The sequence below is a fragment of the Aeromonas sp. 1805 genome, from assembly GCF_013085525.1.
Lineage (GTDB): Bacteria > Pseudomonadota > Gammaproteobacteria > Enterobacterales > Aeromonadaceae > Aeromonas > Aeromonas hydrophila.
In genome coordinates this window covers 609276-623088 of sequence record NZ_CP038515.1, presented here as the reverse complement: position 1 = coordinate 623088, position 13813 = coordinate 609276, and the positions used below count along the sequence as shown (strand labels likewise).

Here is a 13813-nt window from a genome sequence, read left to right as displayed (position 1 = left end):
GAATCGAGAGATCACCATGAAACGAATAATGAGCTTGTTACGGGCCACCCTGGCAACCTTGCTGCTCTGGCATGCCCTGCCGACCCTGGCTGCCGAACTGCCACCGCTTTCGCTGACGGATGCCAACGCCAAGCAGGCGGTCATTCTGGATACCCGTGCCAGCTACTTCTATCAGGGCTGGCCGATGGAGGGCGAGCAGCAGGGCGGCCACGTGGTCGGCGCCGAGAACCTCTCCGCCGAGTGGAAGTACAGCGATGAGGAGTGGCCGGCGGCACTGGCGACCAAGGGGCTGAAGGCCGATCGGCCGGTGGCGCTCTACGGTGCCCCGCGCGAGGTGGCCGAAGTGGCTCGTCTGCTGCGCCAGCAGGGCATCAAGCAGCTGTTTGAGCTGCAGGGCTGGAAAACCGCGCCGCGCGAGCATCTGGCCCGCTGGCAGCAGCTGGTCTACCCGCGCTGGCTGGCCGACCTGCAGGAGGGCAAGCCGGTGGTGGCTGCGCCCAAGGGCGACTGGAAGCTGTTCGAGGTGGCGTGGGGTTCACCCAAGGCCTATCTGCTGAGCCACATCCCGGGGGCCGGCTACATCGACACCAACCGGCTGGAAGAGGAGCCGCTGTGGAACAAGGTCTCTGACGAGGCGCTCAAGGCGCTGCTGCTGGAGAACGGCATCCGCCACGACACCACCGTCATCCTCTACGGCCGCAACACCATGGCGGCGGCCCGTGCGGCCCACCTGATGATGTATGCCGGCGTGCAGGACGTGCGGCTGCTGGACGGCGGCCTGGATGCCTGGTTCGTGCAGCATCTGCGCACCGAGACCGGGCTGGCCAACAAGTTCACCCCGGCCAAGGAGTTCGGCGTCGCCATTCCGGCCCATCCCGAGTACTACACCACCCTGAGCCAGGCCAAGGAGCTGCTCAAGCAGCCCGACGGCGCCCTGGTCAGCGTGCGCACCTGGGACGAGTTCGTCGGCAACACCTCCGGCTACAGCTACATCAAGCCGAAGGGCGACATTCCCGGCGCCAAGTGGGGTCGTGGTGGTGTCGATGCCAACAGCATGAGCGACTTCCACAACCCGGACGGCACCATGAAGCCGGCCCGCGAGATCCTCGCCATGTGGGACGAGTGGAACATAGAGCCGACCCAGCAGACCGCCTTCTACTGCGGCACCGGCTGGCGCGCCTCCGAGGCGTTCTTCTACGCCTGGCTGATGGACTGGAAGCGGATCAGCGTCTACGACGGCGGCTGGTACGAGTGGAGCGCCGATCCCAAGAACCCCATCGTGACCGGCGAGCGCAAGCCCGCCAAGTAACCGATGACGATGACAGAACAGGCCGGACCCATGTCCGGCCTTTTTGTACCCGCTCGGGCCTGCGCCAGCCGGACACTACACTTTGCGAGTGACAATCAGGTCGATGCAAGGAGTGACTGATGAGACGGATATGGCTAGGCCTGCTGGTGGCAGGCGTGCTGGGACAGGGGGCGATGGCCGCCGAGCGGGATCGCTATCTGGTGCAGCTGAAACCGGGGGCGGAGGCGGCAGTGTTGGCCCAGAGCAAGGGAATGGGGGGCGAGCTGGCCCTGGCGCTGCCCGAGCAGCACGCGCTGGCGCTCTGGTTGCCGGCGGCGGCAGCCACGGCGCTGGCGCACAATCCCAACGTGATCTGGGTGGAGCCGGACGCCAAACGCTATGCCAGCGCGGAGACCCTGCCCTACGGCATTCCCATGGTGCAGGCGCCGCAGCTGAGCGATGCCGCCGCCGGGGAGGTACTGGTGTGCATCATTGACTCAGGCTACAGCGGCGGCCACCCGGACCTGCCCCACGGGGCCCAGGTGCAGGGCAGCAACGATGCCGGCACCGGCAGCTGGAGCAGCGACGAGAACGGCCATGGCACCCACGTGGCAGGCACCATCGCCGCCGTGGGCGGCAACGATCTGGGGGTCGTCGGGGTGCTGCCGAACCAGAGCGTGCCGCTGCAGATCGTCAAGGTGTTCGGGGCCAACGGCTGGGCCTACTCCTCCAATCTGGTGGGGGCGCTCAATGCCTGCAAGCAGGGGATGAGCAACCGGGGATTCACCCGCATGGTCATCAACATGAGTCTGGGGGGCAGCGTGCCCAGCAAGACCGAGGAGCAGGCCTTCAATCAGGCCTATGGCCAGAACGTGCTGAGCGTGGCGGCGGCGGGCAACGCGGGCAACACCAGCAAGTCCTATCCCGCCTCCTACGGCAGCGTGGTGAGCGTGGCCGCCATCGATGCCAACAAGCAGCTGGCCTATTTCTCCCAGCGCAACGATCAGGTGGAGCTGGCGGCCCCCGGTGTCTCCGTGCTCTCCACCGTGCCGACCGGCTACGCCTACTACAGCGGCACCTCGATGGCGACGCCGCACGTGGTCGGGGTGGCGGCGCTGGTCTGGTCACAGCGGCTGGAGTGCAGCAACGATCAGCTGCGCCAGACCCTGCGCAGCAGTGCCCAGGATCTGGGGGCATTGGGGCGCGACAACAGCTATGGCTACGGCCTGGTGCAGGCGAAGGCGGCGGCAGACAGAATGGCGCTCGGTTGTGGGCCGGGAACCGGTGGCAGTGGCAAGCCGGGTGGGCGCAAGTAGCTGATTGTTGACGTTGATCCCGTTGCAGCAATGGCGGCAAACGGGCTCATCTGGTTGAACTAGGCTTCAGACACCACCCTCGTGGTGAGGGTGAAGCGGGAGGCAAAACAGGCGATGAAGCAACTGATGATGATCCTGGTATGTGCCCTGGCACTGGTGGCGTGCAGCTCTCAGTACATCATGAGCACCAAGGATGGCAAGATGATCACCACCGACAGCAAACCCAAGCTGGACGAGAGCACCGGCATGTACCGCTATTACGATACCGAAGGGCGGGAAGTGATGATCAAGAAGGATGACGTCACCCAGATCATGGAGCGTTGAGGCTCTCCTCAAGCAACAAGGGCTGCCCGCGGGCAGCCCTTGTCATTTTCGGTCCTCACACCGTCTGGGGCACCTGGCGGTTCACCTGACCCACGAACAGCTGGTGGAAGCGGGAGTGGGAGTTGGCCAGCAGGCTCACCGGCGACCCCTGCTCCACCACGGTGCCGGCCTCCATCACCACCACCCGGTCCACCGACAGCAGCGGCTCCAGATGGTGGGCGATCACCAGATAGCTGGCCTCGGGCCGGTAGCGATAGAGCAGCTCCGCCATCTTGCGCATGCCGATGTGATCGAGATCCGAGGTGGCCTCGTCCAGCACGATGAGCGGGCGGCGCGACAGCAGGATGCGGGCGATCACCAGCAGCTGGGTCTCGCCGGCGGAGAGCTGCAGCTTGTCGAGCTCCTCATCCAGCCGGCCGGCGCAGCGCTCGGCCAGCCCGACCCGGGCCAGCGCCTGCTCCAGTGCGGCGTCGTCGTGCTCGGTCAGGGGAGCCAGATTGGCACGCAGGGTACCGAAGAAGGTGAGCGGGATCTGGGAGACGGTGTCGTAGAGATCGCGCACCGCCTCCGGTGCCAGCCGGGACAGTGGCTGCTCGCCATAGTAGATCTCCCCCTGGGAGGCGGGATACATGGCCTGCAGCACCCCCAGCAGCGAGCTCTTGCCGGCGCCGGTGCGGCCGCACACGCCGACCTTCTCGCCGGGGGCCAGCTCGAAGTTGACCTTGTGCAGCGCCCACTGGCTGGCCTGCGGATAGCGCAGCCCCAGGTTGTCGAAACGCACCGCAGGGTGAGGGGTGGCGAGGGCCTCCCCCTCCTGACGCTCGCTCTCTATTTCGCTGTATTCGCGCACCCGCTCCACCGCGTTCATTACCTGCTCCACCTCGGCAAAGGTACGGATGAGGGAGTTGAGCATGGCGGAGGCGGTAAAGGCGTAGGTGATGGCCACGGCCCCCAGCAGCGAGCTGTTGCCAAAGGCCACCATCAGCGCCACGGCGCCCACCAGGGCGGCGGAGAGCAGGGTCTGGTGCATGCCGAGCCAGCGATTGATGGAGGTGGTGGTGTACCAACTGCGCAGGTTGTTGTCATAGTGCAGCAACACCTGATCCAGCGCGAAGCGCTCGGCCCCGGCCAGGCGCAGGGCGGGGGCACCGCGGATGGTCTCGCTGATGCTGATGTAGAGCGGCGAGCGCAGCACCGATGCCTGTCGCCGCAGCTTGAGCTGCACCGCCCGGTAGCGGCGCTGCAGTACGTAGAGGGCCCAGCCCACCAGGGGGGCGATGAGCAGTAACAGCGGCATGTTGACGCCGATCACCACCACCTGCAGCGCCACCGACACCAGCATGCCGAACAGCCCCATCAGCATCGACAGCAGGATCTCCTGGGCTTCCCCCAGATCCCGGTCGAAGCGGTTGAGGATGCGCCCCTGCGGCACCTTGTCGAAGAAGGCCATGGGGGCGCGGCTGATGCGTCCCAGCATGCCGTCGAACAGGGTCCAGGCCAGCTTGAGGCCGAGTTTGTAGTTGATGACCCGCACCACCATGATGCAGGTGAGAGAGCCCGCCCCCAGCAGCACATAAATGCCGAGCAGCTCGCTCACCCCGGTCACCCCGGCCTTGCCGCCGAGCCAGAGATCCGAGGCGATGCGCAGCCCCTCCTGACCCAGGGTGAGCAGCAGGGCGAGCAGGATGGCGCCGGGGGCGGCCAGGCGCTGCCACATGAAGCCGAACAGCCCCCAGTCCACCTTGCCTTCCACCACCTTCTCTTCGCTGAACTGCTCCGCCTCCTGAGGCGGCACCGGCGGGGTGGGGCGGGGATGCTGGATGAGATCCGCCAGCTGGTGGGCATCGAGTTCCACCAGTCGGCCCTGCTCGATGCGGATCACCCGATCGCAGTGGGCCAGCACGTCCGGATCGTGGCTCACCAGCAGCCGGGTCGGCCCCGGCTTGAAGGCGAGCCCCTGCTCCAGCACCTGGGCCGAGACGATGGGATCGAGCGCCGACAGCGGGTTGTCCAGCAGCAGGATGTCGGCTTGGGCGTAGAGGGCGCGGGCAAGCGCGACCCGCTGTTGCTGGCCGCCGGAGAGGCGGGTGCCGAGCTCGCCCACCAGGGTCTGGTCGCCGTGGCTGAGCAGGGTGAGGTCGGCGCCCAGCGCACAGGCCCCCAGCACCCAGCGATAGCGCTCGCCATGCCAGGGCTGGCCGAACAGGATGTTGTTGCGGATGGTGTCGTTCATCAGCCAGGGCTTGTGGCCCAGATGGGCGACCCGGCCGTGGCGACGGATGCTGCCCTCGAAGCCGTTGTCGAAACCGGCGATGAGGTGCAGCAGGCAGCTCTTGCCTGCCCCGGTGGCACCGGTGATCCCCACCAGTTCCCCCGGCTGGATGTGCAGACTGATCCCCTCCAGCACCGGTTTTTGCTGGTGCAGGGCGGTGACGTTGTCGAGCCGCAGGCCGCCCACCGGCAAGCTGGGGTCGGTGAGATCCCGGTGCTGCTCGGGGCCGTTCAGGAACTCGCACAACCGGTTGAAGCCGGTGTTGAAGTTGATCAGGGTGCGGATGAGGTAGGGCAGCCGCATCATGGGGATGCGCAGCACGGTGAACAGGGCGATGGTGGTGAACACCTGGGGCAGGGTGAGCTCTCTGCCCGAGACCAGATAGGTGGTGAAGGTGGCCAGGGTCACCAGCAGCGGGGTGCTCAGCATCAGGCTCTGGTTGATGGCATCGAGCCTGAGCACTCGCCCCAGCCCCCCCAGCTCCTGCTGGCGCTTGTGGCCGGCGGCCCGGGTGAAGAAGGCGCCGAGCCCGTTCTGGCGCACCAGCCGCAGCTTCTTGATGTACTCCGCCAGGATGCCGTTGCGCTCGTCCTGTTGACGCTTGAGCTGCTGCTCCTGCTGGTTCATGCGTCGCACCACCCGGGTGGAGATGAGCAGCAGCAGGGTGAGCACGGCAAAGCCGACCAGCCCGGCGCTGCCCACCTGCCACACCAGCAGGGCGATGGTGCCGAGCAGTTGCAGCAGCATGGTGAGCGGCATGGCGGGGTCCGCAAGAATCCAGGTAATGTCCCACACGTCCCGGTTGATGAGGTTCTGCACCCGGCCACCGGCCCGGTCGTCGAAGCTCTTGCCGCCGAGCTTCATCACCTTGGCGAGCAGGGACTCGGCCAGCAGGCGGCGGATGGGCACGTGCATCTTGAGTGCCAGCTGCAGCGAGTGCTCCGCCAGCATGCCGGAGGCGAGCACCGAGGCAAACAGGGCGAACGCCAGCAGCAATTTCTGCTCGGTGGGGGCGCCGGCACCGAGCTGGGTCATGCTGTGGTTGAGCAGCCAGGGGCTGGCCAGGGTGGCCAGCATGCCGAGCATCTGCAGCAGGGTGAGCAGACCAATGCGCCCGCGGTAATGGCGCCAGATGAAGGCGGTGATGGGCCAGGGGCGCACCGGCTGGGCGGCGGTGAGTGCGAGGAAGGCGTCGGCGCGGCCATCGCGCCTGTCTTCCGGCAGCAGGGGATAGAGATCGTCGAGGTTGACCTGGGGCTCGCTCAGCCCCTTGCGCTGCAGCGGGCCGGTCCAGTGATAGAAGAGGCGGCTCAGCCAGCCGGCCGAGATTTCCGGATGATCCAATGGGTGTCCTTATTATTTTGTGCTGCTTCCAGAGGGGCGGGGCGACTCATGGGCCGCCCTCGATATTGTCGTCTTGCTGCGGGCGCGAGCCCGGCGGGATCAGCGATCCCGATTCATGCGGATGAGCCGGTCCAGGATCTGCTCACCATCGACCCGCAGGCCGTTGTGTTCGTATTCGTTGGTGATCCAGGCGCGGCTGTTGCCAAGCCCCTTGAGGGTGTCGCGGCAGTAGTCGAACTCCACGTACATGTCCTCGGCATAGACGGCGCAGGCCACCGGCACGGTGTTGCGGGCCAGCTGCACCGGGTCGTAGAGGGGGCCCCAGTCCGCTTTCTGGGCCAGCAGGTGGGCGGCTTCCTTCAGCGGGATGAGCTCGCGGAACTGCTCGAACATCCAGGGGAAGATCATCTCGCCGGTAAAGGCGAAATCCTTGCCCGGCGCCCAGGCCAGGGCCGGGTATTCGCCTCTCACCCGCTCGGCCGCCCAGTTGCTGGCGCTCCCCTCGCAATAGATGGACTCGTGCAGGATGGCGAACACCGGGTTGGTGTTGAACGGCTGCATCGCCTGCACTTGGTAGAGGAAGGCGGGGTTGAGCCGCTCACCGATGAAGGCGTCCTCCAGCAAGTAGTAGAGCTCCTCGAAGGCGCCGCTGGCACCCAGATCCAGCCCCTGCTGCTGCAACTGCTCCACCGTCAGGCGCTGGCCGTTAGGCAGGCGCACCTCATGGCTGTGCAGGTGGTTGGCCAGCCGGTTGGCGATGGCCTGGGCGTGGGGGAAACGGGCGAAGAAGGCGCGGTTCTTGTCTGCCACTCGCTGGTAGGTGGCGCGGTAGACCTCGTCTGCACGGCGGCCGATGGGGGCCACCCCGCCGGTGAGGTAGACCTCGTGCAGGCTGTCCGGGAACAGGGAGAGGTAGGTGAGGCTGCAAAAGCCGCCGAAGCTCTGGCCGAGCAGGCTCCAGGGACGCCCCGGGCTCAGCACTTCGCGAATGTATTCGGCGTCGCGCACTATGCTGTCGGCGCGAAAATGGCCGAGGTACTCCGCCTGCTGTGGGGCGGTGAGCTGGGCCAGCGCCTCGGCGCTGATGGGGCTGGAGTGGCCGGTGCCGCGCTGATCGAGCAGCAGCACCCGAAACTCCTGCAGAGCCCGCTTGATCCAGCCGCTGTCGGCGGTCGGACGCGGGGCACCAAAGCCGGGCCCGCCCTGCAGGAACAGCAGCCAAGGCAGATCGTCGTGCAGCCGGTCCTGGCGACAGAGGGTGCGGCCGAACAGGGTGAGGGTCTCCTCGTCATCCGGTCGCTGGTGGTCGAGGGGCACGGTGAAGAAGCGGGGCTCGCAATGGATGCCATCCAGCACGTAACGCAACGGGCTGCTCATCTGGGGTCTCCCTGAGGGTAGGAAAATCGTCGGCCTCATCATAGCCCCGGCGTGGGAACGGGTCACGCCGGTTTTCCAAATTGTTAACATTGTCACGAAGGGAAAACGGGCGGTGGCAGCGTGATGAATTTATTGTCGGCAAGGGAGTTGACGGCGCCGGGCGGCTGCACAAAGATGGCTCGCCTGCCGACGGGGCAGGGGTCGTAACAGGACGAGGTGGGCTTGATGAAGCCTAAGTGGATACGATTTCGCAAAAAAGAGAAACGGGTAAACCCGGAGGGTGTGCTGCAGACAGGATTGCTGCTGTTCAGTGCCACCTGCGGAGCGACCCTGCTGCTGGCAACCTGCAACGGCAGCTGACCGAAATGAAAAAAAGCCCGCTCGATGAGCGGGCTTTTCAAATTTGGCTCCTCCTACTGGACTTGAACCAGTGACATACGGATTAACAGTCCGCCGTTCTACCGACTGAACTAAGGAGGAATTGTGGTGCCCAGAGACGGAATCGAACCGCCGACACGGGGATTTTCAATCCCCTGCTCTACCGACTGAGCTATCTGGGCAACGGCGCGCATTAAACCCTTTCTGAACGGATGTGTCAACCGCAGGGCGCAGATAGTCGGACTGTTCGCTCGACAAGTGAGCAATCAGGGCGTTTGTTGGGCGGTTTGGCCCGTTTTCATCTTGGGCGGCAGGTCAGCAGATAAAAAAAGGGGGCCTGAGAGGCCCCCTGCTCATAACTGTCGTGCTCAGTGGCGGCTGACGATGATCCGCCCGGTGCTCATGTCACGGGCCTGGCCGGTGACGCTGATCTTGAGCCCATATTCGGGCAGCAGGCGACCGGCATCCGGGATCTCCTTGCTCTGGTAGCTGCGGGAATCCTTGAACACCCGGTTCGGGGTGATCCAGAAGTCGCGCAGCAGGGAGCCGCTCGGGTGCTTGAGGTTGAGCGGCTGCTGGAAGCCCAGGCTGAAGGTGGCGTCGTGGATCTGGTAGCGGGTGCCGGCCACGGCGCCGTCGCTCCACTTGAGGGTGCGCTGATCCGCATCCACCACCCCGAGGAAGCCCTCACCCGGATGGACACCCACCCAGTTGTTGGCCTGGCTGTTGTCCACGTACCAGAGCAGCATGCCCGGCTCGTAGCGCATCAGCTGGTCGGCCACGTTGATGTGGGCCAGCCCCTTGTCCACCCCGGCGTGGTTGCGCCACTCGGCCAGGTAGTAGTGATCCTTGGCCTCGTTGCCGTTGCTCTTCACAAAGCCGGCCAGGGTAAAGGCAGAGCTGCCCTCGGCCCCGTCGCTCAGCAGGGTGTCGCCATCGGCGAGGATCTGCAGCTCGTCCACGAACAGCCCGTTTTCGGCCACGCCGCCATCGCTCTGGTATTGCAGAGTGAGGGTGACCTGCTGACCGGCCCAGGGGGTGAGATCGAACTCGGCATCGGTCCAGCCGTTGGAGTTGCCGGTGATGCCGATCCCAAAGCCCACCCCGTTGGGATCGTCGCTGGTGGTCAGGTTGCCCGCGATGGGCTGGCCATTGACCAGCACCCTGGCGTAGTCGTACCCCTCTTCAATCTGATACCAGGCCTTGAAGCCGAGGCTGGCGCTCTGTTTGCCGCTCAGATCCAGCTTGAGGCTCATGCGGTTGTCGAGGTTGTTGCCCTTGCCGCCATGGTATTGGTACTGGCCGGCGTAGGGCGGGTTGAGCGGGATCTGCTTGGCCGGCAGGTTGATGCGCACCACGTCGTCGTTGCGCCCCTTGTCGTTGGCCTGATCCAGCATGTAGACGTTGCCGCGGGGGCTGAGATCGGCGAGCTGCACGTTGCTGCCGTGCAGCCAGTTGCCGCCGAGGGAGGCCTGCAGGAACTCTTTGGCCCAGGCGGAGAACCCGGTTGGCTCGGTGCCGCCGATGACCCCGGCCCAGGAGCCGGAGGACATGATGGACCAGGTCGCCACCGGTTCACCCTTGCCGGTGTACTTGGTGTCGTACTCGTCCGGCAGCCCCAGGTCATGGCCATATTCGTGGGCACAGACCCCGGCCGCCGCATCGATGGGCTGGATGGTGTAGTCGTAGGCGGCAAACTGGCCGCCGAAGTTCTGGCTCGGGCTGCTGGTGCCGGGGATGGGGTAGGGGGCACCCAGGTTCCAGCGATGGGCCCAGATGGCGTCTTCGCCGAGATCGCCGCCACCGGCCTCCTCGCCGACGCTGGAGTGGAAGATCATCAGGTGGTCGATGAGACCGTCCGGCTCGTTGCGGTTGCCGTTGCCGTTGAGATCGTAGCGATCCTCCTGGTCAAACTGCGCCAGATCGATGGAGGGGTCGTTCGCCACCTGGATCAGCGCCTCCTTCACCAGCTCCCGGATGGTGTTCGGGGTGGCGTTGGCGCCGTAGTAGGCTGCGTTCTTGTCGGCGGTATACCAGCCCGCCACCTGACCGCGCACGCTGTAGCTCTGGCCGGACTGCTGCTCGTAGAACTGGCGCATGGAGATGAACCGCTCGCCGTTCGGGCCGGCATAGCCTTTGGACGAGAACAGCAGATCGTTGTAGTGCGCCGGGGTGTAATCCGGGTAGTACATCTTGGTGAGCTCGGGGCGCACGCTGTTCTTCGGGTAGTCGGGGAAGTCCACCAGGATGGCGAGGATCTTGTCCTTGCGCATCTGGCCCTGGTAGTGCTCCCGCTCGATGGCCTTGAGCAGCAGGGTGGGTACCCGATCGCCGGGACGGGCGGTGCCGTTGAGGCGGATCTTCTTGAGGATGGTTTCGCGCACCTTGCCCTCTTTCACCGCCAGAGTGCCGCTGTTGCCCTGATAGGCTCGCGATTTCTCGCGATAGTAGCTGGCGAGGGCCGCCTGCTCCTGCTCGGGGGAGGCCAGGGTGGGGATGCGGCCGCTTTTTTTAAGCATCTCCAGCACCTTCACCTCGTCGGCCAAGGGGGCATCGAACGGACCGTGGACCGGGGCGGCCATGGTCTGGTTTCCAATCATAAGGGTTGAGCCGACAAGCAGGCTCATTATTGTTTTTTTAGGCATTATCTATGTGCTCCTTCACATGATAAAAAGGGAGCCTGGCTGGCTCCTCTTTCCGTACGGGCAGTGCTCCGCCCGCGTCCCTTGATACACCTCGTCCATGGCCTTTGTCACCGGGGCGATGCTGGTGGATCCTGCTGATTTAAAACGGCTTGTTGCGGGGGTTGTGCGGTTTTCCCGTGTCTCTCTGAAGCTCCATATGGAGCAATTCATTCCCGGCAAAAGATTACGCTTTATTAACCTTTTGTGATGGCACCCCATTTGGGGTGGCCGCCGCCAGCTGCTTATCTTGGCTTGCCGCATTGAGCCAAGGTGGCTGTGCGGGTATGCTTTGCCGCAACCATGCCTGCGGGGCAGGGGCACAGCCGCTACGGCGCTCGCCCGCGCGGGCATTTGATACCAACACAGTCGCATCTGGGGTTAATATGAGTCTTGATATGCAAGAGTGGCGCGAAGAGACCACCGCCATCGTCAACGAGTTGCTGGCCGATGGCAGCAACCCGGATCTGGAATACGAGATTGAGCACCACTTTGCCTGCCAGGATTTCGATCTGCTGGAGAAGGCGGCGGTCGACCTGTTCAAGGCCGGTTTCGAAGTGACCGATGCCGAAGAGATGGAGCTGGATGACGGCGCCACCATCTTCTGCTTCGACGCCACCACCGAGTGCAAGCTGGACATCGAAACCATAGTCGCGGACATCGCCAAGATGCTGCCCATCCTCGAAAAATACGGCGTGGATTACGACGGTTGGGGCACCTACTTCCAGGAGTAAGGTACCCGCTCACGCACGCGTTGCAAAAACAACAAGGCCACCCTCGGGTGGCCTTGTTGTTGCTGGCTTACTGCTCCGGCAGCTGGTAGCTGCGGGCAAACTCGGCGGGGGGCAGGGGGCGGCTGAACAGGTAGCCCTGCAGCCGATCGCAGCCGGCCTGCACCAGCCACGTTTGCTGCTCCTGCGTCTCCACCCCTTCGGCGGTGATCTTGATGCCGAGCTCGTGGCCCAGCCCGATGACGGAGCGCACGATGGCGGTGGTCGCCTGGTTGGTGGCCAGCCCCTGGGTGAAGCTGCGGTCCAGCTTGAGGGTGGCCACCTGCAGCCTGGGCAGATAGGCCAGCGAGCAGTAACCGGTGCCGAAGTCGTCGATGGCAAGCTGAAAGCCGGCCTCGATCAGGTTGGCCAGGTTGCTCTCAATCTCGTCGGCATTCTCCATCAGCACCCCTTCGGTGATCTCCAGCTCCAGCTGCCAGGGGGCGAGCCCGTGGCGTTCGATGCAGGCGAAGATCTGCGGGCAGAGCTCGGGGTCGCGAAATTGCAGCGGCGACAGGTTGATGGAGAGCACCAGATCCGGCGCCGCCACCTGCCAGCGGGCTAGCTGGGCACAGCCCTGCTCCAGCATGTGGCTGCCGAGCAGACCGATGAGCCCCAGCTCCTCCGCCAGCGGGATGAACTCGTCCGGCGAGATCATGCCAAGCTCGGGGTGGGGCCAGCGGCAGAGCAGCTCGGCCCCGTGCAGCTGGCTGGTGCGGGTGCTGATGATGGGCTGGTAGACGGCGGTCAGCTGGCCGGATTTGATGGCCAGCGGCAGTTGGGCGGCGATCAGCTGGCGGCGCTTGAGCTTGGCATCGAGTTCGGGATCGAACAGGGTGCAGTGCTGCTGCTGGCGCTTGCCCTGGGCCAGCGCGGCTTCGGCGTGGCTCAGCAGGCGTTCGGCGTCATTGGCCTTGCCGTGGGCGATGCCGAGGAACACCGGGATCTGGATCCTGTGCTCTTCCACCTGGTAGGGTACCATCAGTGCCCCCTGCAGGCGGCGGCTCCAGCTGGTCAGCGGCTCGCTCAGTTCGGGTAGCAGCATGGCAAAGTCGTCGGCGGCGACCCGGCATACCAGCGACTGGGGCGGGGCCAGCTGTTGCAGGCGGCGGGCCACCTGATTGAGCAGCCGGTCGGCGACCCGGATGCCGAAGCGGTCGTTGATCTCGCGAAAGTGCTGCAAATCGACCAGCACCAGGCTCGCCTTGCGGGCGCCGAGATGGCGGCTGGTCTGCAGAAAGTGGGAGAGCTTGAGCAGGCCGGTTAGGCTGTCGTAGTGCTGCTCCTGCTGCAGCTGGGCCTGGGTGGTGCGCAGCCCGGTGATGTCGCGGCTCAGGGTGAGGATACCAAGGGAGTTGCCCTCGTCGTCCGGCACATCGACCCGGGTCACTTCCAGATGGCGACCCTGGCCGTTGGCGTCCACCAGGCAGTATTCACCGCGCCCCATCGGCAGCTCGGTGGAGAGACGGTGGGCGACCCGCTGGCCGAGCGCCTCGCTCGCCACCATGCCCATGAAGTCGAGAAAGGCCTGGTTGCAGTCGATCAGCAGCCCCTGGTGGTCTTCCAGCCGGATCGGATCCGGGATGGCATCCAGCAGGCGGCGTTGCAGCAGTTGCTGCTGGCGAAAGGTCTGCTCCAGCTCCTTGCGCTGGCCAATTTCATTGACCATGCCGAACAGGGCCACCGGTTTGCCTTGCACATCGTAGAGCGGGATCTTGTGGATCTCCATCCAGCTGGTGGCATCACCGCTGCTGCAGTGCAACTGCTGATAGAGCAGCGGTTTGCCCTCCGCCAGCAGGCGCAGATCCTCTTCCCGAAAGATGTCGCCCCAGGGCATGTCGGCATCGGTCTTGCCGATGAGATCCGCCGGTTGCGGCAGGCCCGCCTGCTCCGTGAAGGCACGGTTGGCAAACAGGTAGCGCCCATCCGTATCCCGGCAGAAGATATTCATGGGTAGCTGGTCGATGATCTGCTGCAGCAGGGGCAGGGTGAGCAAGGAGTTCACACAGACACTCACGGGGGAAATTTCGAGCAAATCTATGATAGCAGGCTGGTTTTGTAAA

The 13813-nt window shown here is 65.0% G+C and carries 9 protein-coding genes and 2 tRNA genes; 4 read left to right on the top strand and 7 right to left on the bottom strand.

The window, feature by feature from the left end; all coding sequences use genetic code 11:
- The first annotated feature begins 16 nt into the window (after positions 1 to 16).
- From E5E96_RS02860 to E5E96_RS02850, 3 genes are all read left to right on the top strand, one after another.
- The gene (locus E5E96_RS02860) at positions 17 to 1309 is read left to right on the top strand and encodes a sulfurtransferase (RefSeq protein ID WP_171281513.1); all 1293 of its coding nucleotides are present in this window, start codon (positions 17 to 19) and stop codon (positions 1307 to 1309) included.
- Between the two features lie 119 nt (positions 1310 to 1428).
- Positions 1429 to 2604, top strand: coding sequence for a S8 family peptidase (locus E5E96_RS02855; protein WP_171281512.1), 1176 nt, complete (start codon positions 1429 to 1431; stop codon positions 2602 to 2604).
- A gap of 114 nt (positions 2605 to 2718) precedes the next feature.
- Positions 2719 to 2928 carry a YgdI/YgdR family lipoprotein gene (locus E5E96_RS02850; RefSeq protein WP_016351843.1) on the top strand — a complete coding sequence of 70 codons (210 nt, stop codon included), beginning with the start codon at positions 2719 to 2721 and terminating at the stop codon, positions 2926 to 2928.
- 55 nt (positions 2929 to 2983) lie between these two features.
- Here the strand turns inward: E5E96_RS02850 and E5E96_RS02845 are convergent, their stop codons facing one another.
- The 6 genes from E5E96_RS02845 to E5E96_RS02820 form a co-directional block, all read right to left on the bottom strand.
- A complete protein-coding gene (locus tag E5E96_RS02845) occupies positions 2984 to 6544 on the bottom strand; it encodes an ATP-binding cassette domain-containing protein (RefSeq protein ID WP_171281511.1) in 3561 nt (1186 codons plus the stop codon).
- Positions 6545 to 6643: 99 nt separating this feature from the next.
- The gene (locus E5E96_RS02840; protein ID WP_171281510.1) at positions 6644 to 7921 is read right to left on the bottom strand and encodes an alpha/beta hydrolase; all 1278 of its coding nucleotides are present in this window, start codon (positions 7919 to 7921) and stop codon (positions 6644 to 6646) included.
- Between the two features lie 92 nt (positions 7922 to 8013).
- On the bottom strand, positions 8014 to 8322 hold the full coding sequence (locus E5E96_RS02835) for a hypothetical protein (protein WP_171281509.1): 309 nt from the start codon (positions 8320 to 8322) through the stop codon (positions 8014 to 8016).
- Positions 8323 to 8325: 3 nt separating this feature from the next.
- Positions 8326 to 8401, bottom strand: a tRNA-Asn gene (locus E5E96_RS02830).
- A gap of 4 nt (positions 8402 to 8405) precedes the next feature.
- Positions 8406 to 8481: transfer RNA gene (locus E5E96_RS02825), tRNA-Phe, on the bottom strand.
- 186 nt (positions 8482 to 8667) lie between these two features.
- Positions 8668 to 10944, bottom strand: a complete 2277-nt coding sequence (locus tag E5E96_RS02820) for an immune inhibitor A domain-containing protein (protein ID WP_171281508.1) — start codon at positions 10942 to 10944, stop codon at positions 8668 to 8670.
- Between the two features lie 422 nt (positions 10945 to 11366).
- Between E5E96_RS02820 and rraB the strand changes: the two genes are divergently transcribed.
- Positions 11367 to 11714 carry a ribonuclease E inhibitor RraB gene (gene rraB / locus E5E96_RS02815; protein WP_076360509.1) on the top strand — a complete coding sequence of 116 codons (348 nt, stop codon included), beginning with the start codon at positions 11367 to 11369 and terminating at the stop codon, positions 11712 to 11714.
- A gap of 67 nt (positions 11715 to 11781) precedes the next feature.
- Here the strand turns inward: rraB and E5E96_RS02810 are convergent, their stop codons facing one another.
- Positions 11782 to 13755: a bifunctional diguanylate cyclase/phosphodiesterase gene (locus tag E5E96_RS02810; RefSeq protein ID WP_171281507.1), complete on the bottom strand. Its 1974-nt coding sequence runs from the start codon at positions 13753 to 13755 to the stop codon at positions 11782 to 11784.
- Between the last annotated feature and the right edge of the window lie 58 nt (positions 13756 to 13813).

Coding starts and splice junctions, on each gene's coding strand:
- E5E96_RS02820 (WP_171281508.1), bottom strand. CDS start 10,944: ATGCCTAAAAAAACAATAATGAGCCTGCTTGTCGGCTCAACCCTTATG.
- E5E96_RS02860 (WP_171281513.1), top strand. CDS start 17: ATGAAACGAATAATGAGCTTGTTACGGGCCACCCTGGCAACCTTGCTG.
- E5E96_RS02850 (WP_016351843.1), top strand. CDS start 2,719: ATGAAGCAACTGATGATGATCCTGGTATGTGCCCTGGCACTGGTGGCG.
- E5E96_RS02855 (WP_171281512.1), top strand. CDS start 1,429: ATGAGACGGATATGGCTAGGCCTGCTGGTGGCAGGCGTGCTGGGACAG.
- E5E96_RS02840 (WP_171281510.1), bottom strand. CDS start 7,921: ATGAGCAGCCCGTTGCGTTACGTGCTGGATGGCATCCATTGCGAGCCC.
- rraB (WP_076360509.1), top strand. CDS start 11,367: ATGAGTCTTGATATGCAAGAGTGGCGCGAAGAGACCACCGCCATCGTC.